Source organism: Shumkonia mesophila (genome assembly GCF_026163695.1).
GTDB lineage: Bacteria > Pseudomonadota > Alphaproteobacteria > Rhodospirillales > Shumkoniaceae > Shumkonia > Shumkonia mesophila.
Genome location: NZ_JAOTID010000005.1, coordinates 41,578 through 66,341, shown reverse-complemented (window position 1 = coordinate 66,341; position 24,764 = coordinate 41,578). Strand labels below are relative to the sequence as shown.

General features: G+C 67.2%; 23 protein-coding genes. 11 read left to right on the top strand and 12 right to left on the bottom strand.

Going from position 1 to position 24,764, the window contains the following annotated elements:
* Nucleotides 1-64: 64 nt before the first annotated feature.
* From mnmA to ODR01_RS10135, 3 genes are read right to left on the bottom strand one after another with little or no spacing between them, the layout of a single operon-like run.
* On the bottom strand, nucleotides 65-1,171 hold the full coding sequence (mnmA, locus tag ODR01_RS10145; RefSeq protein ID WP_316977529.1) for a tRNA 2-thiouridine(34) synthase MnmA: 1,107 nt from the start codon (nucleotides 1,169-1,171) through the stop codon (nucleotides 65-67).
* A 31-nt stretch (nucleotides 1,172-1,202) separates the two neighbouring features.
* Nucleotides 1,203-1,865: a TenA family protein gene (locus ODR01_RS10140; protein ID WP_316977528.1), complete on the bottom strand. Its 663-nt coding sequence runs from the start codon at nucleotides 1,863-1,865 to the stop codon at nucleotides 1,203-1,205.
* Entirely contained in the window at nucleotides 1,862-2,599 is a 738-nt protein-coding gene (locus ODR01_RS10135; protein WP_316977527.1) for a DUF599 domain-containing protein, read from the bottom strand. The genes ODR01_RS10140 and ODR01_RS10135 overlap by 4 nt, the downstream gene beginning before the upstream one ends.
* Before the next feature lie 137 nt (nucleotides 2,600-2,736).
* On the opposite strand from ODR01_RS10135, the gene ODR01_RS10130 reads away from it, so the two are divergent.
* Genes ODR01_RS10130 through ODR01_RS10115 form a run of 4 tightly spaced genes read left to right on the top strand, consistent with a single transcriptional unit; the run spans nucleotide 2,737 to nucleotide 6,866 of the window.
* Nucleotides 2,737-3,693: an ABC transporter substrate-binding protein gene (locus ODR01_RS10130; protein ID WP_316977526.1), complete on the top strand. Its 957-nt coding sequence runs from the start codon at nucleotides 2,737-2,739 to the stop codon at nucleotides 3,691-3,693.
* The gene (locus ODR01_RS10125) at nucleotides 3,690-4,610 is read left to right on the top strand and encodes an ABC transporter permease (RefSeq protein ID WP_316977525.1); all 921 of its coding nucleotides are present in this window, start codon (nucleotides 3,690-3,692) and stop codon (nucleotides 4,608-4,610) included. Before ODR01_RS10130 ends, ODR01_RS10125 begins: the two co-directional genes overlap by 4 nt.
* The gene (locus tag ODR01_RS10120) at nucleotides 4,607-5,401 is read left to right on the top strand and encodes an ABC transporter ATP-binding protein (RefSeq protein ID WP_316977524.1); all 795 of its coding nucleotides are present in this window, start codon (nucleotides 4,607-4,609) and stop codon (nucleotides 5,399-5,401) included. Before ODR01_RS10125 ends, ODR01_RS10120 begins: the two co-directional genes overlap by 4 nt.
* 28 nt (nucleotides 5,402-5,429) lie before the next feature.
* Nucleotides 5,430-6,866, top strand: coding sequence for an alginate lyase family protein (locus ODR01_RS10115; RefSeq protein ID WP_316977523.1), 1,437 nt, complete (start codon nucleotides 5,430-5,432; stop codon nucleotides 6,864-6,866).
* Nucleotides 6,867-6,876: 10 nt separating this feature from the next.
* Here the strand turns inward: ODR01_RS10115 and ODR01_RS10110 are convergent, their stop codons facing one another.
* Nucleotides 6,877-7,917 carry a GlxA family transcriptional regulator gene (locus tag ODR01_RS10110; RefSeq protein ID WP_316977522.1) on the bottom strand — a complete coding sequence of 347 codons (1,041 nt, stop codon included), beginning with the start codon at nucleotides 7,915-7,917 and terminating at the stop codon, nucleotides 6,877-6,879.
* A 126-nt stretch (nucleotides 7,918-8,043) separates the two neighbouring features.
* On the opposite strand from ODR01_RS10110, the gene ODR01_RS10105 reads away from it, so the two are divergent.
* Complete coding sequence (locus ODR01_RS10105; RefSeq protein ID WP_316977521.1) at nucleotides 8,044-9,102, top strand: class I SAM-dependent methyltransferase; 1,059 nt, start codon at nucleotides 8,044-8,046, stop codon at nucleotides 9,100-9,102.
* Nucleotides 9,103-9,397: 295 nt separating this feature from the next.
* On the opposite strand, the gene ODR01_RS10100 is transcribed toward ODR01_RS10105, so the two are convergent.
* The 6 genes from ODR01_RS10100 to ODR01_RS10075 all read right to left on the bottom strand — a co-directional run bounded on the left by ODR01_RS10100 (nucleotide 9,398) and on the right by ODR01_RS10075 (nucleotide 16,252).
* Nucleotides 9,398-10,891 carry a tripartite tricarboxylate transporter permease gene (locus tag ODR01_RS10100; RefSeq protein ID WP_316977520.1) on the bottom strand — a complete coding sequence of 498 codons (1,494 nt, stop codon included), beginning with the start codon at nucleotides 10,889-10,891 and terminating at the stop codon, nucleotides 9,398-9,400.
* Between the two features lie 63 nt (nucleotides 10,892-10,954).
* Nucleotides 10,955-11,401 (bottom strand): tripartite tricarboxylate transporter TctB family protein, encoded by a 447-nt coding sequence (locus tag ODR01_RS10095; RefSeq protein ID WP_316977519.1) that lies wholly within the window; start codon nucleotides 11,399-11,401, stop codon nucleotides 10,955-10,957.
* 118 nt (nucleotides 11,402-11,519) lie between these two features.
* On the bottom strand, nucleotides 11,520-12,527 hold the full coding sequence (locus tag ODR01_RS10090) for a Bug family tripartite tricarboxylate transporter substrate binding protein (protein WP_316977518.1): 1,008 nt from the start codon (nucleotides 12,525-12,527) through the stop codon (nucleotides 11,520-11,522).
* A 149-nt stretch (nucleotides 12,528-12,676) separates the two neighbouring features.
* Nucleotides 12,677-13,969 (bottom strand): 3-phosphoshikimate 1-carboxyvinyltransferase, encoded by a 1,293-nt coding sequence (gene aroA, locus ODR01_RS10085; RefSeq protein WP_316977517.1) that lies wholly within the window; start codon nucleotides 13,967-13,969, stop codon nucleotides 12,677-12,679.
* A 210-nt stretch (nucleotides 13,970-14,179) separates the two neighbouring features.
* Nucleotides 14,180-15,127, bottom strand: a complete 948-nt coding sequence (locus ODR01_RS10080; RefSeq protein ID WP_316977516.1) for a LysR family transcriptional regulator — start codon at nucleotides 15,125-15,127, stop codon at nucleotides 14,180-14,182.
* A 240-nt stretch (nucleotides 15,128-15,367) separates the two neighbouring features.
* A complete protein-coding gene (locus ODR01_RS10075) occupies nucleotides 15,368-16,252 on the bottom strand; it encodes a helix-turn-helix transcriptional regulator (protein ID WP_316977515.1) in 885 nt (294 codons plus the stop codon).
* Nucleotides 16,253-16,405: 153 nt separating this feature from the next.
* Between ODR01_RS10075 and moaA the strand changes: the two genes are divergently transcribed.
* The gene (gene moaA, locus ODR01_RS10070) at nucleotides 16,406-17,395 is read left to right on the top strand and encodes a GTP 3',8-cyclase MoaA (RefSeq protein WP_316977514.1); all 990 of its coding nucleotides are present in this window, start codon (nucleotides 16,406-16,408) and stop codon (nucleotides 17,393-17,395) included.
* A 202-nt stretch (nucleotides 17,396-17,597) separates the two neighbouring features.
* Here the strand turns inward: moaA and ODR01_RS10065 are convergent, their stop codons facing one another.
* Nucleotides 17,598-18,137, bottom strand: coding sequence for a 3'-5' exonuclease (locus tag ODR01_RS10065; protein ID WP_316977513.1), 540 nt, complete (start codon nucleotides 18,135-18,137; stop codon nucleotides 17,598-17,600).
* A 95-nt stretch (nucleotides 18,138-18,232) separates the two neighbouring features.
* On the opposite strand from ODR01_RS10065, the gene ODR01_RS10060 reads away from it, so the two are divergent.
* Nucleotides 18,233-19,000, top strand: coding sequence for an NAD kinase (locus ODR01_RS10060; protein ID WP_394356819.1), 768 nt, complete (start codon nucleotides 18,233-18,235; stop codon nucleotides 18,998-19,000).
* Nucleotides 18,997-20,136 (top strand): AbrB family transcriptional regulator, encoded by a 1,140-nt coding sequence (locus tag ODR01_RS10055; protein ID WP_316977512.1) that lies wholly within the window; start codon nucleotides 18,997-18,999, stop codon nucleotides 20,134-20,136. The genes ODR01_RS10060 and ODR01_RS10055 overlap by 4 nt, the downstream gene beginning before the upstream one ends.
* A 9-nt stretch (nucleotides 20,137-20,145) precedes the next feature.
* Here ODR01_RS10055 and ODR01_RS10050 read toward each other — a convergent pair whose 3' ends face one another.
* The gene (locus ODR01_RS10050; protein ID WP_316977511.1) at nucleotides 20,146-21,201 is read right to left on the bottom strand and encodes a quinone-dependent dihydroorotate dehydrogenase; all 1,056 of its coding nucleotides are present in this window, start codon (nucleotides 21,199-21,201) and stop codon (nucleotides 20,146-20,148) included.
* Nucleotides 21,202-21,353: 152 nt separating this feature from the next.
* Here ODR01_RS10050 and ODR01_RS10045 point away from each other — a divergent pair, with 152 nt between their 5' ends.
* From ODR01_RS10045 to htpX, 3 genes are all read left to right on the top strand, one after another.
* Entirely contained in the window at nucleotides 21,354-22,178 is an 825-nt protein-coding gene (locus ODR01_RS10045) for an aspartate dehydrogenase (RefSeq protein WP_316977510.1), read from the top strand.
* Between the two features lie 152 nt (nucleotides 22,179-22,330).
* Complete coding sequence (locus ODR01_RS10040) at nucleotides 22,331-23,599, top strand: M23 family metallopeptidase (RefSeq protein ID WP_316977509.1); 1,269 nt, start codon at nucleotides 22,331-22,333, stop codon at nucleotides 23,597-23,599.
* Between the two features lie 127 nt (nucleotides 23,600-23,726).
* Nucleotides 23,727-24,653 carry a zinc metalloprotease HtpX gene (gene htpX, locus ODR01_RS10035; protein ID WP_316977508.1) on the top strand — a complete coding sequence of 309 codons (927 nt, stop codon included), beginning with the start codon at nucleotides 23,727-23,729 and terminating at the stop codon, nucleotides 24,651-24,653.
* The last annotated feature ends 111 nt before the right edge of the window (nucleotides 24,654-24,764 follow it).

Sequence of the window (24,764 nt, the reverse complement as noted above, 5' to 3'; positions counted from 1 at the left end):
TACAGGTCTCCGCGTGTCAAGCGCCGCAGCGGATGCCCCAGGTTAGTGCAGAGACGTAACGTGCCTAGGAACGCACGATCCAACCGCCGCCCAGCATGCGCTCGCCGTCGTAGAAGACGCAGGCCTGGCCGGGGGCGACGCCGGCCTGGGGGGTGTCCAGCGCCACCTCGGCCATGCCGCCGTCGCGGCCGAACACGGTGGCGGCGGTGAGCGGCTGGGTGGAGCGCAGCTTGACCGCGACCCTGACCCCCGTCTCCGGTGGCCCGTCGCCGTCGCCCAGCCAGTTGACCTCGCGCACGGCAAGCCTGCCGGTCAGCAGCGCCTCGGCCGGACCGACGACGACGCGCCTCGCCTCGGGCTCCAGGCGCACAACATAAAGCGGCGCCCCGCCGCCGATGCCGAGGCCGCGCCGCTGGCCGACGGTGTAGTGGATGATGCCGTCGTGACGGGCCAGCACGTTGCCCCCAAGATCGACGATGTCGCCCGGCTCGGTGGCGCCCGGCCGCAGCTTCTCGACGACCGCGGCATAGCCGCCGGTGGGCACGAAGCAGATGTCCTGGCTGTCGGGCTTGGCGGCCACCGGCAGGCCCAAGCGCCGGGCGTGCTCGCGGGTCGTGCCCTTGTCCATGGCGCCCAGCGGGAAGCGCAGGAAGGAAAGCTGCTGGCGGGTGGTGGCGAACAGGAAATAGCTCTGGTCGCGGCCATGGTCGGCGCCGCGCAGCAGTTCGGGGCCGGCGGCGCCCCGTTGCCAGCGCACGTAATGGCCGGTGACCAGCGCGTCGGCGGCAAGATCGCCGGCCGCGCCCAACAGGTCGCGGAACTTGACCGTTTGGTTGCAGCGCACGCAGGGAATGGGCGTTTCGCCGCGCAGATAGGTGTCGGCGAAATCGTCGATGACCGCGGTGCGGAAGCGATCCTCGTAATTGACCACGTAATGGGAAATGCCGATGGCGTCGGCGACCTGCCGGGCGTCGTGGATGTCCTTGCCGGCGCAGCAGGTGCCGGGACGCCCGGTCGCCTCGCCGTGGTCGTAAAGCTGCATGGTGACGCCGACGACGTCGTAGCCTTCCTCGGCCAGGAGGGCGGCCGTCACCGAACTGTCGACGCCGCCCGACATGGCGACGACGACACGGGTTTCGCGCGGCGGCTTATCGATTCCCAGGCTGTTCATGCGCCTTCATATGGCCCCTGACGGGGCCAAGTCAAACCGCCAGCCCCATGTCCCAAAAGGCGGCCTCCAGGCGGGTCGCCTGCCGGAAGGTGGTCAACAGGCCATCCAGCCGGCCCGGCCCGCCGCGCCGGGCCATCAGGGTGTCGAGGTAGGCGGCCTCGGCCTCGGCGACGGATCGGTAGTCGGCCGAGGCGTACATCTCGACCCAGGCGCGGTAGGGATTGCCGGCAAGTGCGCCTTCGTGGCGGGCGGCCAACGCCTGGCCGATCTCGGCATAGCCGACGATGCAGGGGGCCAGCGCCACGTGCAGGTCGAGAAGGTCGCCGGCCAGGCCGCGCTCCAGCACGAAGCGGGTATAGGCGATGGTGGCGTCGGCCTCGGGCAGCGCCGCCATCTCGGCCTCGCTCATGCCCCAGCCGGCGCAGAAGGAAACGTGCAGGCCCATCTCGACGTTGATCATGGCATCCAGGCCCAAGGCCGCCTGGCGGATATCCTCGATGGTCTCGCCCTTGAAGGCGGCCAGTCCGTAGGCGCGGGCGAAATGGACGAGGAAAAGATAGTCCTGCCCCAGATAGCGGCGGAACGCCGCCTCGGGCAAGGTGCCCTCGCCCAGCGCGCGGACGAACGGATGGTCGACGTAGGCCGCCCATTCGGCGGCGCAGGCCCGCTTGAGCGTGGAGAGGAGCGGCGTCATCGCGGCACGCCTTCCCGCTCCGGCGTTTCCTTGCCGGCGAAGGGATCGCCCTCCTCGGCGGTCAGGGTCTTGAGGGTGTGCGAGCGGAACTCGCGGCGATAGAGCACCAGCACGATCCACACCGAGACCACCCCGAACACCCAGGGTTGGATGAACCAGCCCAGCGCCGCCAGCCCGAAATAATAGGCGCGCACCCCGCGGTTGAAGGAATCGACAGCCAGCGTGATCACCCGGCTGGCCCGCTTCGGGAACGTCTCCCAGTCCGGAGAATCGGGTTCGTCGTGCAGCGGCGCCGCGCCCAGCAGCTGGAGGGAATAATTGAACTGGCGCAGCGACCACATGAACTTGAAGAAGGCGTAGGTGAAGATGAGGATCATCATCAGCATCTTGATTTCCCACATCTCGCGCGACGCCTGCACCGTGAAGGCCAGCCCGGAAACCAGCTCGCGGGCCTTGTCCAGCGCCCCCATGATGGCGACCAGTCCGGCCAGGATGAAGACCGTGGTGGTGACCAGCAGCATGACGCTGCGGTTGGCCACGCCCAGGATGTTGACGTCGCCGATGCGCACCTCGCGCCGCAGCATGCGCCGCATCCACAGCAGGTGCAGGTCGTGCATGGCGACCATGATGCTGCGCGAATCGCGGCGCGCGTAGTCGGCAAACCACGTGTAGCCGACCCAGCAGACGAGAAAGCAGGCGAAGGCGGAAAGATCGCCGAGGTAGGTCCTGAACATGGCGGGCCTCGAAACCAACGATGGGGCCGGCCCAACATGGGACGCGGCGCAACAATTCTCAATGCGAACTTTTCCTTTCCCTGGCGGCCTCGGGGATTAATATGCGCCGATACCCGGATCTGACCCGAGGACTATCCATGACCGTCATCCGCCTTGCCGCGGCCGCCCTGGCGCTCATCGTCGCCACCGGCGCCCAGGCCGCCGAGAAATCCGTCGCCATCACCCAGATCGTCGAGCATCCGGCGCTGGACGCCTGCCGCCAGGGCGTCCAGGACGTGCTGGCCGAGGCCGGCTTCGTCGCCGGCAAGACGCTGAAATGGCAATACGAAAGCGCCCAGGGGAACATGGCGACCGCCGTGCAGATCGCCCGCAAGTTCGTGGGCGACGCCCCCGACGTCATCGTCGCCATCGCCACGCCGTCGGCCCAGGCGGCGGTGGCGGCGACCAAGACGCTGCCGATCGTCTTTTCCGCCGTCACCGACCCGGTTTCGGCCAAGCTGGTCTCCAATTGGGAAAAGCCGGGCGCCAACGTCACCGGCACCTCGGACATGGCGCCGGTCGACAAGCACCTGGCCATGATCAAGCGCCTGACGCCGGGGGTGAAGCGCCTGGGATTCCTGTACAACCCGGGCGAGGTCAATTCGGTTTCCTCGCTGGAGGCCCTGCGAGAGGCGGCGAAGGCGGCGGGCATCGAGGTGCAGGAAGGCGCCGCGCCCAAATCGAGCGAGGTGCTGGCCGCCGCCCGCTCGCTGATCGGCAAGGTCGACGCCTTCTACGTGCCCACCGACAACACCGTGGTGTCGGCCTTCGAGGCGGTGGTCAAGGTCGGCATCGACGCCAAGATCCCGGTCTTCGCCGGGGATACGGATTCCGTGGAACGCGGCGCCGTCGCGGCGCTGGGCTTCAACTACTACGAGGTCGGCCGTCAGACCGGCGAGGTGGTGGCACGCATCCTCAAGGGCGAGAAGCCCGGCGACATCCCGGTTTCCGGCGTGCGCAAGATGGACCTGTGGCTCAACCTGGCCTCCGCCGCCAAAATGGGGGTCAAGGTGCCGGACGCCATGGTCGGCGAGGCGACCAAGGTCTTCCGATGAGCCTGATCGCCTTCCTCGGCACCCTCGAGACCGGGCTGATCTTCGGCTTGGTCGCGCTGGGCGTCTATCTGTCGTTTCGCATTCTGCAGTTCCCGGACCTGACGGTGGATGGCAGCTTTCCGCTGGGGGCGGCGGTTTCCGCCGTGCTGATCGTCGGCGCCGGCGTCAACCCCTTCCTCGCCACGCTGGCGGCCTGCGTGGCCGGCGCGGCGGCCGGGCTGATGACGGCCTGGCTCAACGTGCGGCTCAAGATCCTGCACCTGCTGGCCAGCATCCTCACCATGATCGCGCTCTATTCGATCAACCTGCGCATCATGGGCCGGCCCAACATCGCGCTTCTGGGCGAGACCACCGTGTTCAGCCCCTTGGACGCGCTGGGCATTTCCACCTACGTGGCGGTGCCGGCCGCCCTTTTCGTGCTCATCGTCGCCGCCAAGCTGGCCATGGACTGGTTCCTCAACTCCGAAATCGGGCTCGCCATGCGGGCCACCGGGGCCAATGCACGCATGGCCCGGGCCCAGGGCATCAACACCGATTTCTATACCCTGCTCGGCATGGCCATCAGCAACGCCCTGGTGGCGCTGGCCGGCGCGCTGTTCGCGCAAAGCCAGGGGGCGGCCGATGTGACCATGGGGGTCGGCGTCATCGTGGTGGGCTTGGCCGCCGTCATCGGCGGCGAGGCGGTGATCCTGCCGCGCACCATCTTCCTGGCCACGCTCGCCTGCGTTACCGGCTCGCTGCTCTACCGCCTGGCGGTGGCCCTGGCGCTCAATGCCGAGTTCATCGGGCTCAAGGCCCAGGACTTGAACCTCATCACCGCGCTTTTGGTCGCCGCCGCCATGGTGCTGCCCAGCGTGCGCGCGCCGGTCAAAAGAGCACTGAAGGGCGACACGCGCATCGTCGGGCCGCTCAAATGATCGAGCTCAAGGACCTCAGCGTCACCTTCGGCCGCGGCACGCCCATGGAGACGCCGGCCCTGCGCGGCATCTCGCTTGCCATCCCCACCGGGCAGTTCGTCACCGTCATCGGCAGCAACGGCGCCGGCAAGACGACGCTGTTGAACGTGCTGTCGGGCGAAACCGCGCTCGATTCGGGCCACGTGCTGATCGACGGCGCCGACGTCACCCCGTGGCCGACCCACAGGCGGTCCGAACTGGTGGCCCGCGTCTTCCAGGACCCGATGGCGGGAAGCTGCGCCAACCTGACCATCGCCGAGAACCTCGGCCTGGCCGGCGCCCGCGGCCGCTCCCGCCGCTTTCGCCCGGCGGTCGGCAAGACGCTGCGCGAGGAGGCCCGCGCGCGTTTGGCCCGCCTCGGCCTTGGGCTGGAGGATCGGCTCGACGATCCGATGGAGCTGCTGTCGGGCGGCCAGAGGCAGGCGGTGAGCCTGCTGATGGCGACCATGAACCCGATGAAGATCCTGCTTCTGGACGAGCACACGGCGGCGCTCGACCCCAAGATCGGCGCCTTCGTGATCGACCTGACGCGGACCATCGTCGGCGAGCGCAAGCTGACCACGCTGATGGTGACGCACAGCATGCGCCAGGCCCTCGACGTCGGCGAGCGCACGGTGATGTTGCACGAGGGCCAGGTGGTGCTCGACGTCATCGGCGAGGAGCGCAAGGGACTGACCGTCGAGGACCTGCTCCACATGTTCGAGAAGGTACGCGGCCAGGAGTTGGACGACGACGCCCTGCTGCTGGGATAGGCGCCGCCGGCCCGATAGGGGATAAAAAATGGCCCGGGCGGAACGATCCCTCATCCTCGGCATGGCCGGGTGGCTGGCGTCGGTGCCGGCCACGGCGGCGGCGCCCTTCGACGGCCTGTACACCGGAACCATCGCCTGCGAGGCCTCCGGCGCCTCGCCGGGATTTTCCCAGGCGGTAGCCTTCGTTTTGCAGGGCGGCCGCTTCATCTCGGAGAAAGGCGTGGCCGGCCAGCGCAATTACGAACGCATGGCTGTCGGCGTCACCGCCGACGGCGCGCTCACCATCGAGGGCCGCTATTGGGCCGACATCGAAAAGCCGATCCGCTATGAGGGCCGCGTCGCGGGCGGCCGTATGCACGCCGAGGGGCCGCGCGGCCCGCGCCGCTGCGTGCTCGACGCCGCCGCCCCGCCGCCGAGCGGCGCCACGCGTCCTTATCGCGCCGCGCCCGATGTCGCCGCCCGCCGCGCCCTGATCGGCAAGCCCGGCGACGCCGCCTTCGCCTGCCCCGAGCCGCCGGCGCCGGTGCGCGACGTCAAGGTCGAGCCGTTCTACCAGAAGGGCGATCCCACCCATTCCATCGTCGACCCGGCGGCCTACGAGGCCCGCCGCCAGGCGGCGGCACCCTTCGATAAACTCGCCGCCGGCATCGCCCGCCTGGGCGACCGCTACATCAAGGCCAGCCCGCGCGACCCCAAGCTCGCCGCCTGCCTGTTCGGCTGGATGGAGACCTGGGCCGCGGCCGGCGCCATGCTGGGCGAGGTGACCCACCAGGGGGCCTACGAGCGCAAGTGGACGCTGACCACCCTGTCGCTCAACTACGCGTTGCTGGCCGACGCCCCCGAGATCGGGCCGGAACGCCGCCGCGCCGTCGAGGCGTGGTTCGCCGCCATCGCCTGGGCGACCATCCCCTATTACGCCGCCAAGCCGTTCGCCGAGCAGAACAACCACCTCAACTGGGCGGCGCTGGCGGCGCTCTCCACCGGCGTCGCCGTGCAGGATGCCGGCCTCGTCGACTGGTCCGTCGCCGCCTTGAAGGGGGTGATCGGCAGCAACATCGACGCCGACGGCTCGCTGCCGCACGAGCTCAAGCGGGCCTCCAAGGCCACGCATTACCACCGCTTCGCGCTGGAACCCCTGGCGGTCGCCGCCGAGATCGCGGCGGCCAACGGCATCGACCTTTACGCCGTCGGCGACGGCGCGCTGCACCGCCTCGTCGCCTACACCGCCGCCGCCATGCGCGACCCCGACATCGTGGCCCGCAGGGTGAACGTCGCGCAAAGCGTGGTCGGCGCCGACGCCATCAAGCCCTCCATGTGGGACTGGGCCGAACCCTACGCCGCCCGCTTCCCCGGCAAGACGGAACTTGCCGCCACCTTGAAGGACCTGCGCGGCAAGGGCCTGTTCTCCGCCTGGGCCGGCGGCGACATGACCCTGCGCTTCGGGCCGGCCGGCGGAGGGCTGTAAGGCCCCGACATCAGGCCCGCCCGGCCGGCGCCGGGCCGACACTCGCCGGCATCTGGAAGGTGCGGCGGTGGGCGCCCGGCGAAATGCCGGCCAGGCGGCGGAACAGCCGGCGGAAAAAGGCCGGGTCCTCGTAGCCGACCTGCCAGGCGATCTCCTCGATCGGCGCCGTCGTGCGCTCCAGCCGCCGCTTGCCCTCCTCCACCCGCAGGCGCTGGACATAGGCGATGGGCGAATGGCCGGTCGCCTTGGTGAACCGCCGCTTGAAGCTGCGCTCGGTCAACCCGGAGCGGCGCACCATCTCTTCCACCGGCCTGGCCACCGAATAGTTCGTCGCCAGCCAGGCCTGCACGCGCGCGACGGCGGCGTCGCCGTGATCGGTCGGCGCGCTGAACACCACGTAGGGCGCCAGTCCCTCCTGGTGCCATTGCAGGGCGAAAAACTTGGTGATGGCCTGCGCGGCGGCCAGCCCGGCATGCCTGGCGATCAGATACAGAACGAGATCGTGCCACGAGGTCGAGGCGCCGGAGGTGATCAGCCGCCCATCGTCGCCGGCAGCGATCAGCACGCGTTCGGGATGCAGCCGGACGGCCGGAAAGGATTTGCCGAAACCGGCCGCATAGGACCAGTGGATGGTGGAGTCGCGGCCGTCGAACAGGCCGGTTTCGGCCAGGACATAGAGGCCCGAGCACGCCGAGCACAGGGTGGCGCCGCGGGCGTACATGGCCTTGAGCCAGTCGACCAGCCCGTCGTAGCGGCCGGCCTGCCAGTTTCCCCCCGGCACCAGCAGCGAAGGCACGATGACGATATCGGTTTCCTCGATCTCGGCGATGGCGCGCTGGACCGGCATCGGCAGCCCGCTGGCCAGATCCACGTTTCCGCGCCGAAGACCGACGATTTCGACGGCGATCGGCGAGCGCTCGGGGATGGCGTCGCTAAATCCCGACAGCAGCCGCAGGGCGTTCAACACGTCGTAAATGCCGCTCAACGTCGAGATCGCCGCCTCGGGAATGGCGACCAGGCTGACGTGCAGCGTTCCTCGATCCGCGCTCATGATGCATCCCCCTGGCACGAACGGACCGCTATTGGCGGGTCCGGCTCTCGTTTTGCGGCATCGCCGCCGTCACCCTTGGCATCGATGGGCCCCGCCGGGGCCCGCCAGAGACGAAGGAAAACGGCTATGACGATCGACCAACAGAAACTCTCTACCTTCCTGGATAAAGTGGTGACCGATCTCGCCGCCGGCTATGGCGGCGTGATGGTCAGCCTGGGCGAAAAGCTCGGCCTCTACAAAGCCATGGCCGGCGCCGGCCCGCTGACCTCCGACGAACTGGCGGCGCGCAGCGGCTGCGCCGAACGCTATGTCCGCGAGTGGCTGAACGCCCAGGCGGCTGGCGGCTATGTACGCTATCATCCGTCGAGCGGTTCCTACGAGTTGACCCCGGAACAGGCCATCGTGCTGGCCGACGACACCAGCCCGGTCTACATCCCGTCGGCCTGGCAGGTGCCGGCCTCCATGTGGTTCGACGAGGCCAAGGCGCTGGACGCGTTTCGCACCGGCAGGGGCATTCCGTGGGGCGATCACAACCATCGCCTTTACTGCGGGGTCGCCGCCTTCTACCGCAACGCCTATCGCGGCAGCCTGGTGCCGGAATGGCTGCCGGCCCTGGATGGCCTGCCCGAGAAGCTGGCGGCCGGGGCCACGGTGGCCGACGTCGGCTGCGGACACGGCCATTCGACCATCATCATGGCCGAGGCCTTCCCCAAGTCGCACTTCTGGGGCTTCGACACCCATCCGGATTCGATCGCGGCGGCCCGCGACAATGCGCGCGCCGCCGGCGTCGAGGACCGCGTCACCTTCGAGAAGGCGGCGGCCGACACCTATGCGGCCCGGGACTACGACCTGATCTGCTTCTTCGACTGCCTGCACGACATGGGGCACCCCCTGGCCGCCGCCCGCCATGCCGCCCGCACGCTGGGCGAGGACGGCCGCATCATGCTGGTCGAGCCCTATGCCAACGACAACGTCGAGGACAACCTGACCCCGGTGGGCCGGCTCTACTATTCGGCCTCGGCCACGCTGTGCTGCGCGCACGCCATTTCGGAGGAGGGCTCGCACGTGCTGGGCGCGCAGGCCGGCGAGGCCCGCCTGGCCGGCATCTTCGCCAAGGCCGGCTTCGGGTCGTTCCGCCGCGCCGCCGAAACGCCCTTCAACCTGATCCTCGAAGCCCGGCGCTGAGCGCCGTCGCCGGCAATTTCGGTGACAAATTTCGGTGACAGTGCACTAAATTCGCGGCCACAACTGCGCCCACCTGGAACGGGAAATGCCGTCGAATTTAGTGCACTGTCACCGAAATTACGGCGCGTTCCAGACGATGCGGCCGGTAGCGGCACCGTCGTAGCCGCCCTTCTCGGGGGCGCGGCGGGTGAAAGCCGGCGTGCCGGCGAAAGCCAGCCGCGCCTGGACCGGCGGCTCGAAGTCGTCGCGGCGGCGAATCAGCCTGGGCGCCGCCCCAATTCCGTGTTGGGTCCGATCAGGTCCGCGCCCGCGCGAAGAGCTTGAAGATCCCGATATTGGAGGCCAGAGCCATAAGGATGACGAACGAGAGGACCAGGCTGATCGGCGACGTCACGAACCCGAGCAGGAAGACATCGAGCTGGCCGTTGTCGGCAATCAGCGTCGCCCGCACGCTTTCGTCCAGCAGGGGGCCGAGAATGATTCCCAAAACCATGGGGGCGACGGCGATTCCGTTGAGGCGGAGGACGAAGCCGACAATTCCGAAGCCGAATGCCCAGAAGATATCGGTGACGTTGTTATTGATGGCGTAGGCGCCGATGATGGTCAGGAGGGTGACCGCCGGAAGCAGATACGCCTTGGGAACCGACACCATCTTCTTGAAGACCTGGATCCCCGAAAAGCCGAACACCAGCAGGAAAAAATTGGCAAGGAAAACCGACCCCGCCACGACATAGAACAACTCGGGCGTGTTGATCATCAGAGTCGGTCCCGGATTCAATCCGTGGATCACCAGGGCCCCGATGATGACGGCAGTCACGGCATCTCCCGGGATCCCTAGGGTCAGCATCGGAATCAAGGCTCCGCCGATGGCCGCATTGTTGGCCGATTCCGGCGCGGCCACCCCTTCATAGGCGCCCTCCCCGAACGGCCGGGACGGATTTTTCACCGTCCGCTTGGCGTGATCGTATCCCAGAAGGGCGGCGATCTCTCCGCCGACCCCGGGCAGGGCCCCGATGAACACGCCAATCACAGATGTCCGCAGGCACAAGGGCAGCAGCCTTAAGATCAGTTTTCTCTCGGGAACCGTCCTTCCGACCTGGGCAACCGGGGTCGCCAGGCGCAATTCCGAAAGCTGAAGCAGAACCTCGGAGAAACCGAACAGCCCGAGGATCGCGACGACGATGTTGATACCCTGGGACAGGGCCAGCGTCCCAAAGGTAAAGCGCGGCGACGCCGTGATGGGATCCAACCCCACCAAACCGATAATCACCCCCAGAAAGGCAATGAAAATGGACTGCCGGAAGCCCCCCCGGCTGAGCGTCCCGATCAAAAGCAATCCCATGAGCGCCAGCAGCAAGTAGTCCCGATGATCGAACTTCAGGGCAAAGCCGGCAATGAGCGGCGTGAAAAACACCAGAAAGAAAACGCCGACCAATCCCCCGACGAAAGACATGGTCGTCGCCAGGCCGATTCCCAATCCGGCCTCGCCAAGCTTCGACATTGGATAGCCATCGAAGGTGGTGGCGACGGATGCCGGCGCGCCCGGAATGTTCAGCAGCATCGCCGATCGGGAGCCACCATAGACCCCCCCGACATATACGCCCATGATCAGTGCCAGGGCGTCGAGCATGTCCCACGAATAGGTAACGGACAAGAGAAGGGCGGTCGCCATCGTCACCGACAGGCCCGGAATGGCCCCGACGTAGATGCCGGCGAACGTCCCGACGCCGACGAGGAAAAACAGATCGAGGTCCATGAGCGGCAGAGCGAAATTCGCCAACATATCCATATCGATATCCGTGTTCCCAACAGCCTCTTCGTTACGACTTCATTCTTTCGAAGCGTGATGCGCCTATGGAAACGAAACCTTGAAGCCGTACTGGAATATCAGGAACTCGGCGGCGACCAGGGAAGCGGCCCCGCCGACCACCCCGACGGGTGAACGGGCACCAAGGTAACAGAACGCCGCAATCAGGAAAAAGAACGTCAAGACGTGGAAATTGATGGATCTGATCAGGAAAACGTAGGCAAAGACGATCATCAGAAATCCAAGAAGCGTCTTGATGACTTGGATATCGATAGGGCTCTGCGACACCCGCGTCTTCACGATATCGAGAACCAGGCTCCACGCCGCAATCATCGTCATGACCAGCGAAAGCCCGAAGGGAACGACGCGCGGAGAGACGACAAAATCGGCCCCCTTCATGTCGATCGACAGCGAAGAGTAGAGGAGGAAGGCCCCGGTCACGAGGAACAGGGCGCTCAAGGAAATTTTTCTCAGCTTTCCCAGAACAAACATGACCATCCTCCTTCTTGTGCGCCCCCTCGTTCCCTGGAGCCCACCTTTTTCTTGATCCTCGCCCCCGAGAAATGGGCAGAGGCGCCACCTGGGCGCCCCTCCCCATTCCGCAGACCGTCTACAACCGGGGAATGCCGAACGCGGCCGGGTCGCTCGCCGCGTTGGCCTCGAACAACAGCCACGTGGTGACGGATTCCCACTTCTTCTGGTAGGCCACGGCGGCCTCGCCCATCAAGCCCAACGGGACGATGCGGCGCTCATCGAGGAACTTCTGGTACGTGTCGGAACTCCACGCCTTCTTGAAAGAGTCCTGCAACTTCGCGAGGACAGGCTGGGGCGTTCCCTTCTTGGCATAGACGCCATAATAAGGGCCCCAGGGAAGATACTTCTTGTACTCTGGCCGCTCCTCGCCCAGCGCCGGCCAGTCGGGATAAGCCTTGAGCCGCTTGTCCGAGATGACCGAGAGAACCTTCAAATTTCCGATTTCCACGTGCTGGATCACGGCACCGATGCTGACGATCCCGATGTCGACGTGTCCGCCCAGAAGGCCGGCGAGGCCGGGTCCCTCGCCCCTGTAGGGGACGAGGGTGAAATCCTTGCCCAACATTGCGGTGACGACCCCGGAAATGCCGACCGGGCCGGTATTCATCACTTTGATCGACTTGGGATTTTTGCCGACTTCGTCCAGCATTTCGGAAATCGACTTCCATTTGGCGCCAGGCAGGGTGACCACGACGGGATAAGCCTCGCCAAGCAGGATGACGGGCTCGAAATCGTCAAAACTCAGTTTCGAGAGTCCGGTCGTGCGATAGAGGTTCTGGTTTTCGGCGGCGATCAGGATGGTGTAGCCATCGGCCGGTTGCTGGCGGACAAATTCGGTGGCAACGGCCCCCGTGGCCCCCGGCTTGTTCTGGACGATGACCGCCTGGCCCAGTTCCTTTTCGGCTAGGTTCACGATGGCCCTGGCGAGGGTGTCGGTCCCCCCTCCGGCCCCGAAGGGAATCACGGCCTTGATGTCGCTCTTTGGGTAGGAGTCGGCGGCAAAGCCCGTCGTCGCCAGGCCAAAAGCCATCAGAGTCCCGACGACAAGACTCCGTCCCTTTACCGCGGTCGTTCCGAAATTCATCGTTTGCCTCCCATTCCGTCACTCTTGGAGATTTCGAGCTTTCCCATAGGTACGGTTCCAAAATCCATGACGTCCAATGATTTTTTCTACCGATATCATTACGTCGTGTAATGCATTGAAGGCTGTGCCTCGCCGCAGGCCAAGCGTCCTTAGTCGGCTGCCGGGGGGAGCGTCATGTCCGCCCCCAGGGACGTCATCAGGGGGAAAAAGTCCGGGAAGCTGATGGCAGTCCACTCGGCATCGGAGATTTCCGTTTCCCCCTTGGCGGCGAGTGCGGCCGCGGCACAAGCCATGACGATGCGATGATCGTTGTGGCCGTCGACCGCCGCTCCGGTCAGGTCGCTCCGATAGATCGTCAAGGCGTCTTCCGTCATCTCGAACCGCGCGCCCATTTTCGACAGTTCCTCGACCATGACGGCCGGTCGATCGGTTTCCTTGACACGCGCATGATGAATGTTGCGCAAGACCGTCTTCCCGCTGGCCTGCGTTCCCAGGACCACGAGGGCGGGCAGATTGTCGGGACAATCGGTGCAGTCGATCTCGAACCCGGTAAGCTCCCTGCCGCCCCGGACCCGGATGCCGCCGTCGGCATTCGCCGTATCGATATCCGCCCCGGCCATGCGCAGGGCATCGAGAATGCTCTTGTCCCTCTGGAAATCATCGATGTCGAGTCCGTGAAGAACGGCGTCGGAGTCCGTGATCGCCGCCGCCACGAGCGGGTAGCCAGCCGACGTCCAACATCCGGGAATGGCCTCGTCGAAGGGCCGATAGCTTTGGCCGCCCTCGATCCGGTAGCGACGATACCCGTCGTTCTTGACCTCCACCCCCTGGCGCTGGAGCCAGCCGATGGTGATGTCGACATATCCGCGTTCGAGGGGCTCGTCGGTGACTGTGATCTCGACGCCCATGTCGGTGACCGGTCCGGCCACCAGCAACGGGCTGATCCACTGGGAGTTGAAACCAGAGGTCTGACACTTGCCGCCCCGCAGACGGCCGCGCACGGCAACCGGCGCCAAACCGTGGCCACGGGACGAAACGACAAGCGCCCCCAGGTCGGCAAGAGAACCGAACAGAGCACCGTAAGGCCGGCGGCGAATCTGATGATCGCCGGTGATAAAGGAGAACCCGTTGACGAGGCTGGCGGTGGCCAGGGTGAACCCCAAGGTCGTTCCGGAATTCCGCGTATCGAGGATATCGTCGGGAACCCGCGGCGCGCTCCCCACGCCATCGATGGTCCACGCGTCGCCCACACAGGTGATTTCCGCGCCAAAGTTCCGACAGACGTCGACGGCGGCGAGACTGTCGTTGCCGGTCGAAGGATTGTGGACAACCGACCGTCCCTTCGCCAGGGTGGCTAGGAACACTGCGCGAATGGTGTTCGACTTGTTGCCCCGGATCGTGGCAATGCCGTTCAGCATCGAGGGCTTGACCAAGGCCTTCATGAATATCCTCCGGCAGGACTGGACAAAACGGACTTTCTCAGAGAGTCGCCGGGCAGGACATCGAGTCCGCCGCCAACCGCAGGCCGTACGATTCCCCCCAAATGAACATGATGTCCAAGTCCGTTTCCTCGGAAATCTATGCCATGATGTAATGGTATCGAGCGAACCCGACCCGCGCCCGCAAGGGGGGCGGGATTCCGTGTCGACGCACTATAGCGACTGGGGAATCTCTCTTTTCAGGATGCGCAGGAACTCCGTTCCGTGCGCCGACAGGGGGTGGTGTAGGCTGGTATTGGCGTACAGGGTCAGCGTGAAGGGGTCGGCCAAAAGGCGGGTGGCGCCGATCGATCGGTGCGCACCCATCGCCGTGAACTCGTCGATCAACGCCACGCCCAATCCCTGTTCGGCCAGAATGAGCGCCGTTTCGGCGAACCGTACGAACGTGGTGAAGCGAAACGACACGCCGGCGGCTTGCGCGATGGCGTGGACCATGCGTCCATGTGCCGAATCGACGTCGAATCCGATGATTTCCTCATCGGCCAGGTCCCGGGCGGAGATCGTTTCCTGACGGGCGAGGCGATGGTCCCTCGCAAAGGCGCAGATCATGCGGCCCACTCCGATCTTCTGATTGCGGACCATCGGATGCTTGATGGGGAACACGGTCAGGACAAATTCACCCTTCCGCAACATGAGGTAGTCGACGAGTTCGTTCAGGGCGACGATGTCGACATGAACCACGAGGCGGGGATAGCGCTCGCGCAGTTGGCGCAAGGCACGCGGGACGACGGAGTTCCCGAGGCTCGGCGATGCCCCGAAGCGAAAGGCGACGTCTTCGCCGGTGGCGAGGCGGTGGATCGAGAAATTGAGGTCGTCGATTTTTTTGTGAATGATCTCGACGTCGGCGTACAGTTCCATCGCTTCCGGCGTGGGCACCAAACGGCCCTTCACCCGGTCGAACAGACGGAAACCGACGCGGTCCTCCATGCGCTTGATGATCCGGCTGAGGGCCGGCTGGGAGATGTGCACGATCTCGGCCGCAGCCGTCACGGTCTTGGCCACCATCAGCGCCCGAAACACCTCGATCTGATGCATGCTGACCCGCGAGGCCGGCCGGCCGCCTTCCGTCTTTGAACTCCCGCTGTCTTTGCCTTTGGACATGAAGGATCTGCGGACCTTTCGGGTCGGAGGGGCATACGCGCCGAACGTCCCAATTCAAGCGGTATTCACCGGACGCTCAAGCCAAAAGGGGGGCTTTCAGGAATCCCCCTGCGGACGACGTATCATGATTCGTCGAGGGTTTCCGCATCAAGATGGAAAGCAGGAATAACGGATCATCCCGCAGGGAATGCGGTGGACAAGCCGATGGGAGGCCGAATCTCCCCGGCAGGCCAATCGGCCTCAGGGAGCGTTCCAAACGATGCGGCCGGTGGCGGCGACGTCGTAGCCGCTCATTTCGGCGGCGCGGCGGGTGAAAGCCGGCGTGCGGGCGAAGGCCAGCAGCGCCTGGACCGGCGCCTCGAAATAGTCGCGCCGGCGGATCAGAAGATCGCAGCGTTCCTGCCACAGGGGCACGAAATCCAGGCGGAAGGCATGGGCGGCGGCGGCCACCGCCAGGCCGGCGTCGGCCCGGCCTTCCGAAATCACCTGGCCGAGGTCGGTTTCGCTGCGGGCCGGCTGGTCGAGGACGTTCAGTGCCTCCAGCGCGACCCCGGCCCGTTCCAGCAGGTGTTCGAGGAGGATGCGGCTGCCCGCCCCCTGCTGGCGCAGGACGACGCGCACGCCGGGGCGCGCCAGGTCGGCGATGGCGCGGATGGAAAGCGGGTTTCCCGGCGCCACCACCAGCCCCTGCTCGCGCCTGGCCCATTCGATGAGCACGCCGTCGGCGCCCAGCGCCTCGACCACCGGCAGGTTGTATTCGCCGCTGGCAGGGTCGAACACATGCAGCGCGCACACCATCGCCTCGCCTTCGGCGAAGCGGCGCAGGCCGTCGAGGCTGCCGCCGGCCAGGAGTGCCAGATCGCAGCCGGATTCGCGCACGCACCACTCCAGCAGCGGATCGTGGCTGCCGGCGATCACCGGCGGAGCCGGCCGGGCGTGGCGCCCGATCTCCTTGGGAACCTCGGTCCCCTCGGCCAGCCAGGCGTCGATCAGCCGCTTGGGGAACAGCCACTTGCCGGTGACCCGCGTGCAGGGAATCCGCTTCTCGCGGACCAGGTCGTAGATCTTGCGCTCCTTGAGGCGGAGATACTCGGCGACCTCGTGCGTGTTCATCAATTCGGCCATGGCGCCCCGCAACCTGTTTATTCCTGCATTATACTGCGTGCGTTCCCGGACAAAACCCCAGGAAAATTGAGGGAGACGCGGCGCCCGCGGCTGACTATCTTTCAGCAAGGCAGCTTCCGCCAAGGCAGCGGGGCCGCAAAGTTGGGAATACCCATGATCGACCCCTTCGGGCGCAAGATCACTTATCTGCGGGTTTCCGTCACCGACCGGTGCAACCTGCGCTGCAGCTATTGCATGGCCGAGCACATGGAGTTCCTGCCCCGACAGGAATTGCTATCGCTGGAAGAGTTGGACCGCGTGTGTTCGGCCTTCGTGGCGCGCGGCGTGCGCAAGCTGCGCATCACCGGCGGCGAGCCGCTGGTGCGGCGCGGCGTCATGACGCTGTTCCGATCCCTCGGCCGCCACTTGGAAAAAGGGACGCTCGACGAACTGACGCTGACCACCAACGGCACCCAGCTTGCCAAATACGCGGGCGATTTGGCGGCCTGCGGCGTCGAGCGGGTCAACGTGTCCTTGGACACGCTCAACGCCGGGCGCTTCGCCGCGCTGACCCGCGGCGGCCGCTTGCAAGAGGTGCTGGAGGGCGTCGCCGCCGCCAAGGCCGCCGGGCTTGCCGTCAAGATCAACGCGGTGGCGCTCAAGGGCGTCAACGAGGGCGAGATCGACGACCTCATCATCTGGTGCGGGGAGCGCGGCCTCGATCTGACCCTCATCGAAACCATGCCGCTGGGCGAGATCGAGGGCGACCGCACCGACCATTATCTGCCGCTGTCCGAGCTGCGCGCCCGGCTGGAACGGCGCTGGACGCTGACCGACCTGCCGATGACCACCGGCGGCCCGGCCCGCTACGTCGCCATCGCCGAAACCGGCCGGCGGCTGGGCTTCATCACGCCGATGACCCACAATTTCTGCGAAGGGTGCAACCGCGTGCGCCTGACCTGCACCGGCACCCTTTACATGTGCCTGGGCCAGGACGACGCCGCCGACCTGCGCACCCCCCTGCGCGCCAGCGAGGGCGACGAGGCCCTGCTTACCGCCATCGACGCCGCCATCGCCCGCAAGCCCAAAGGCCACGACTTCATCATCGATCCCGCCACCAAGCGCCCGGCCGTCGAGCGCCACATGAGCGTCACCGGCGGCTGATTTCTGTGCGTGTGACGCCGGTCACTGATCGGCCGGACCTCGGCGGGCATACTGGGTCCGTAGGATGAAACGGAGGCCGTTTCATTTCTGTACGGAGGGTGACCATGCCTCCCTCGTTGCAGAGTTTGGAGCATGGCCGTATCGAAGCCGGCGGGGCCCACCCCCGCCGGTCTTTCTATTATGGCAGCGCCGCCGCCGGGCTTTAGAAGGTCCAGCCGTCCTGTTCGGCGGCGATGACGATCTCGGCGCAGGCCCGCGCGTCCGATCCCGCCTGGTGGTGGTCCAGCGGGATGGCCAGATGGCGGCAGACGTCGGGCAGCTTGGCCGGCTTGAGACGCCATAGCGATCGCGCCAATTCGACCGTGCACACCCAGGGCAGCCGCGGCGTCGCGAAGCCATAGGCCATGCAGCAGACGTCGAGCACCCAGCGGTCGAAGCGGGCGTTGTGGGCGGCCACAAAGTCGACCCGGTCGAACCACGGGCGCAGATCGGGCCACAGCGCCGCGAAGTCGGGGGCGTCGGCGACGTCCGCCCAGGTGATGCCGTGCACCCAGGTGAAGCGAAACTCCTGCGAGGCGGGGCGGATCAGGTGGCTTTCGGCGTGCACGACCCGGCCGTTTTCGACGTAGGCCAGGCCGATGGCGCAGGCGCTTTCCGGCGCGTGGGTCGCCGTCTCGAAATCGACAGCCAGGAACGCCGGCGGCAGGGCCTGCGATTCGGTGGTGACGGCAGCCGCTCTCATCCCGCGAAAATCCGCTTTCCGCCCATGGTTTCCTCCAATTCCTCGGCTATACTGGCCGCCGACGCCGCCAAGCAAGAGGAAACCGGGCATCGGTCATGAAATTCAACACCATCGCGATCACGGCGGCAATGCACGATGAAGCCCAGGCCGCCGAGGCCCGGCTCAAAGCCCGTTATGCCCACGTTCCGCCCGAAGAGGCCAGTGTCATCGTGGCGCTGGGCGGCGACGGCTTCATGCTGCAGACGCTCCATGCCTTCATGGAAAAGGGCACGCCCATCTTCGGCATGAACCGCGGCTCGGTCGGGTTCCTCATGAACGGCTACACCGACGACGGCCTGATGGAACGCCTCGCCCGGGCGGAGCCGATCAACCTGCGGCCGCTTCACATGACGGTCGAGGACATCCACGGCCGGCATCATGAGGCCCTGGCCATCAACGAGGTGTCGCTGCTGCGCGATACCGGCTTCGCCGCCAAGATCTCGATCCACGTGGACGGCGTGATGCGGATGGAGGAAATGATCTGCGACGGCGTCCTGGTGGCGACGCCGGCCGGCAGCACCGCCTACAACAACGCCGTGCATGGCCCCATCCTGCCGCTCGGCGCCGAACTGCTGGCCTTGACCCCGATCAGCGCCTTCAGGCCGCGCCATTGGCGCGGCGCCCTGCTGCCGCAGAATGCCCGCGTCACCTTCGACGTGCTCGACGCCGACCGGCGGCGGGTGCGGGCCGGCGCCGACTTCAACGAGGTGCGCGACGTCGCCCGGGTCAGCGTCGCGGTCAACGGAACCGTTTCACCCACCCTGCTGTTCGATCCCGAACACAACCTCGAGGAACGCATCATCAAGGAACAATTCGTCCCGTGAGCGGCGCCCCCACTCCCGCCGCCAAACCGCCAGCCCAGGGATGGCCGCGCCGGGCCCTGGCGATCGCCCTTACCCTGGCGCTGGGAGGAGCCGGCGGCTACGCGTTCCTTCTGCTGGAAATGCCGCTGCCGTGGATGATGGGGGCCATGTGCGTCACCATCACGGCGGCCCTGGCCGGGGCCCCGCTGCGCGCGCCCGGCCGGCTGCGCGACGTCCTGATCGCGGTGATCGGCCTGATGGTCGGCAGCGCCTTCACGCCGGAGATCCTGGCCCAGGCGAGCCAATGGTTGCCCAGCATCACGGCGATTCTGGTCTACAGCACGGTGATGATCATCGGCCTCGGCTGGCTGCTGCGCCGGTTCGGCCGCTACGACCCCGCCACCGCCTTCTGCTCGGCGGCCCCGGGCGGCTTCACCGAGATGGTGCTGCTGGGCGGTTCCATGGGCGGCGACGAGCGGGTCATCTCGCTGATGCACAGCGTGCGCATCGTCATCACGGTGGTAACCATCCCCTTCTGGTTCCGCTTCTTTCACGACTACGTCCCCGCCGGCACCGCCGCCTTCGGACGGATCACCGACCTGTCGGCGGGCGGCGCCGTCATGCTCGCCGCCTCGGCCGTGGTCGGCTATTTCCTGGCCCGGTTGGCCCGCCTGCCGCTGCCGGCCCTGATCGGGCCGATGGCCGTCAGCGCGCTGATGCATGCCGTCGGCCTGTCGGACGCCCGGCCGTCCGGCGAAATGGTGGCCCTGGCCCAGGTGGTCATCGGGGCCAATGTCGGCTGCCGCTTTCTCGGCACGCGGCTGCGCGAGATCGCCTCGGTGATGCGCACGGCGACGATCATGGCGCTTTTGATGATCGCCGTGGCCGTCTTGATGGCCGCAGTCCTGCACGGCCTCACCGGGCTGTCCTTCGAGGCGTTGATCCTGGCCTTCGCGCCCGGCGGGGTCGCCGAAATGAACGTCATCACGGTGGCATTGCACATCGACCCGGCCTTTGTCGCCACCCATCACCTGGTGCGGCTAGGTTTCCTTCTGGTGCTGGCCCCGCTGGCGCTCAAGCTGTTCGGCAGCCGCCGCTGGACGGGCGGCGGTTCGGCGGCATCCGGCGGCAAGGCCGGCAGCGGCGAGGACGACTGAGGGAAGGCGTCAGCGGTGGTCGGCGCCGATGGCCTCGGCGACGCCGCCGAAGCCGTCCCGCCGGATGAGGGCGGCCAGGTCGCGGCGGATGGTATCGACGATGCCGGGGCCGCCATAGACCATCGCGGTATAGAACTGCACCAGCGAGGCGCCGGCACGGATCTTGGCGTAGGCGTCGGCCCCGGTGGCGACGCCGCCGACGCCGATGAGGGGCAGCCGGCCGCCGGTCAGCCGATAGACGGTCCCCAGGACCTGCGTGGAAAGCGAAAACAGCGGCCGGCCGCTGAGCCCGCCCGTCTCGCCGGCGTAGGAGCCTTTGAGCGAGGCCGGGCGGCCGATGGTCGTGTTGGTGGCGACGATGCCGTCGATACCCGTATCGAGCGCGACGGCGGCGATGTCGGCCAGTTCGTCCTCGGTCAGGTCGGGCGCGATCTTGACCAGGAGCGGCGGCCGGCGGCCCACCCCCTCGTCGCGCGCCGCCCGCGCGGCACCCAGCAGATCGGCAAGATCCTGGCGGCGTTGCAGGCTGCGCAGGCCGGGGGTGTTGGGCGAGGACACGTTGATGACCAGGAAGGAGGCCAGCGGCGCGGCCCGGCGCACCCCCTCGACATAATCGGCGACAGCGTCGGTGCTGTCCTTGTTGCGGCCCAGGTTGACCGCCACGATGCCGGCCGGCCGGCCGGCCTTGAGGCGGCCCAGCACCGCCTCCAGCCCCTGGTTGTTGAAGCCCATGCGGTTGATCACCGCCTCGTCCTCGACCAGGCGGAACAGGCGGGGCTTGGGGTTACCGGGCTGCGGGCGCGGCGTCACCGTGCCCACCTCGGCGAAGCCGAAGCCCAACGCCAGGGTCGCCGCCACCGCCTCGGCGTTCTTGTCGAAGCCGGCCGCCGAGCCCAGCGGGTTGGCGAAGTCGAGGCCCCACAGCGATTGGCGCAACACGGCATCGTCGAAGGCCGGCGCCGCCGGCACCAGCCCGCAACTCAGCGCGCGGATGGCCAGCCGATGCCCGGTTTCGGCATCGAGCAGGCGCAGGAACGGCGCAGCAAGGGTGGCATAGCGTGACACGGCCGGGACCCTATCCCAAAGCAATCGCCTTGACCAGTGGGGGAACCACCCTTTGCGCGCGGGAACCGCCACCGGACCCCGGGTATGGCGCGGGGAGAGTTTTGCGCTAGGATGAGCGCCCCTTCCCAACCGAGACCCCACGGAGAAGCCTCATGGCGCGAACACCCCGCCCTCCCCTGACCGTCGCCATCGGCGGGCTTGGCGCCATCGGCCTGGCGGTGGCCCGGCGGCTTGACGAGGGCATCCCGGGGCTGTCGCTGGCCGCCGTATCGGCACGGGACGCCGCCCGGGCCGCCATCCGCATGACCGGTTTCCGCCGCACCGTTCCGGTGGTGGCGCCGGCCGATCTGGCGGAGCGCGCCGATGTGATCGTCGAATGCGCGCCGGCGGCCGTCTTCGCCGAGATCGCCGAGGCGGCCATCCGGGCCGGTTGCATCCTGGTGCCGGCCAGCGTCGGCGCCCTGCTGTCGCGCCCCGACCTCATCGAGGCGGCAACGGAAAGCGGCGCCCGCATCGTCGTGCCGACCGGGGCGCTGCTGGGCCTCGACGCCGTGCGGGCGGCGGCGGAAGGCACCATCCACGCGATCACCATGGTCACCCGCAAGCCGCCGGCCGGGCTCGCCGGCGCCCCCTACCTGGCGGAGCACGGCATCTCGCTCGACGGACTGACGGCGCCGCTGCGGGTGTTCGCGGGCACGGCCCGCGAGGGGGCGAAGGGATTTCCCGCCAACGTCAACGTCGCCGCCGCCCTGGGCCTGGCCGGCATCGGCGCGGACCGCACCCGCCTTGAAATCTGGGCCGATCCCGGGGTCAGCCGCAACACCCACACCATCGAGGTCGACGCCGACAGCGCACGCTTCACCATGACCATCGAGAACGTGCCGTCCGCCGAAAACCCGCGTACCGGGCGCATCACGCCCCTGAGCGTCATCGCCGCCCTGCGCGGCCTGGTTGCGACCCTTAAGGTGGGGTCCTAGCCGCCGCCCTTTTCTTCGGGAACCTTTTACCCGTCTGGCGCGTTTTGGGTCCGGCCGCGAGCGATTCGCAACGGCAGGATTGACGGTTGTGCCGGCCGCCGGCATCGGGTATCAAGCATCAGGTGCATCAAGAAGCGAGGCGGGGGAACCGCGTGAAATTCACAGGCATCGACGCCCCGCGCTGGCGAAGCGTGAAAGGCCTCCTCCTCGTGGGGCTCGCGTCGATCGCGGCGATCGGTGCCGTCCAGGCCGGTGAACCCGATTTTTCCCCTCCGCTTCCGTCCACCGCCCCCCTGTCGCAACCCTCCGCAAAGCAGCTGTTGGCCCATGCGCCGTCGGCCACCGACGACGTACGTGCGGTAAACCTGACCGTCGGCGAGGGCGACAGCCTTGCCTCCATGCTCGAGCAGGCCGGTGTCGGCGCGGCCAGCAAGGCGGCGGCCCTGACCGCGCTCGGCGATCTGTTCGACCCCATGGACCTGCAACCGGGGGCCGCCGTCCGGGTGGTCCTGCAAACCCAGGGCCGGCAGGCCGTCATCAGCTCCTTGCATATCGAAACGGGTGCCGCCGAGGATCTCACCGTCTATGTCCCCGGGCCGGCGCCCGAACGCCGAGCCGGCACCTCGACGACGGGTCAGACGTCCATCCGCCAGGTTTCGGGCATGGTCGGGGCGAGCCTCCACAGTTCGCTGCTCGCCGCCAACCTGCCGCTTCCGCTCGTCGACGAGACGCTGCTCGCCTTGACGAACGATCCCGATATGCCCGCCCCGCCCTCGTCATCGGCGCGTTTCCGGGTGGTTTACCAGGCCCAGTCGGCCGACACTTCCGGCGAGGTCGACGAACTCCGCTACATCGAAGTCGACGACGGCCAGAAGGTGCATCGGATCTATCGCTACCGGCTCGACGACGACACGGCCACCGCCTTCGTTCAGCCGGCCCCCGGCGAGGCGGTCATCGACTTCGTGCTGCCGTTGAAGCGGGCGGAAGTGACCTCGCCTTTCGGATGGCGCGTTCATCCGGTGTTCAAGGACCGGCGATTCCACAACGGCGTCGACTTCCGGGCGCCCAAGGGAACGCCCGTCGCGGCAAGCGCCGAGGGCGTCGTCGTCGATGTCGGCTGGCGGGGAAACTACGGCAAGATCATCCGCGTCCGTCACCGGGCCAACGTCGAAACCACCTACTCCCACCTGTCGGGCTTCGCCCGCGGCCTGTACGCCGGCAAGAAGGTCAAGCAGGGCCAGGTCATCGGCTATGTCGGACGCACCGGCGTGGCCACCGGGCACCATCTCTATTACGAGATGCTGGTCGACGGCAAACACGTCAACCCGCTCGATCCGCCGGCCGTCTTCGCGGTGCGCCTCGACGGCCAGCAGTTGACCGCTCTCAAGAGCTATCTCCGCCGCACGGCAACCCTCAACTGAGGCGACGGCCCCCGTCTTCCTTTCCTGCATCGACCGGCCGCGACCGGCGTCGCGGCCCGGGGGGATTGCGCGGCCGGCCCGTCGGGATATCTCTATAGCGGACAGACCACACGGGTATGAGGCGACGATGAACTACGCGAAGACCGCCATCCTGCTGGCCGGGATGACCGGCCTGTTCGTGGGCGCCGGCTATCTGATCGGCGGCGAGACCGGCATGGCGTTCGCCTTCCTGCTGGCGTTGGGCATGAACGCCTTCGCCTACTGGAATTCCGACAAGATGGTGCTCCGCATGTACGGCGCCCGCCAGGTCAGCCGCAACGAGGCGCCGGCGTTTTACGATACGGTGGCCGACCTGTCGCGCCGCGCCGGATTGCCGATGCCCAAGGTCTATGTCATCGACAACGACCAGCCGAACGCCTTCGCCACCGGCCGCAATCCGGCCAACGCGGCGGTGGCGGCGACCACCGGCCTGCTGGCCCGCATGAGCCGCGAGGAAGTGGCCGGCGTCATGGCCCACGAACTGGCCCACGTGCGCAACCGCGACACCCTGATCATGACGGTCACCGCCACGCTGGCCGGCGCCATCGGCATGCTGGCGCAGTTCGCCTTCTTCTTCGGCGGCAGCCGCGACAGCCGCAACAATCCGCTGGGCATCGTCGGCGTGCTGCTGGTGGTCATCGTCGCGCCGCTGGCCGCCATGCTGGTGCAGATGGCCATCTCGCGCTCCCGCGAGTACGAGGCCGACCGCGCCGGCGCCGAGATCAGCGGCCAGCCGTTGTGGCTGGCCTCGGCCCTCCAGCACCTGGAGGAGACTGTCCGGGGCAGCCCCAACCACACCGCCGAGCGCAATCCGGCGACGGCCCACATGTTCATCGTCAACCCGCTGTCGGGCGGCCATGGCGACAGCCTGTTTTCCACCCATCCCAGCACCGCCAATCGCGTCCGGCGGCTGCGCGAGATGGCCGGCGGCCTGGGGGTGAACGTCGAGCCTGTGGTCCGGAGACGGCGCGGTCCCTGGGAGCGGCTCGGCCGGCGGACCGGCCCCTGGGGCTGACGCCTGATCTTCACGCCTGCTCACAAGGCCGCGAGGCGTCCTTCCCAACCCCTCGACGATGCCCACCTGTCCTCCAGCGACCGAGAGGACGAAAGCCATGATCGGGCGACG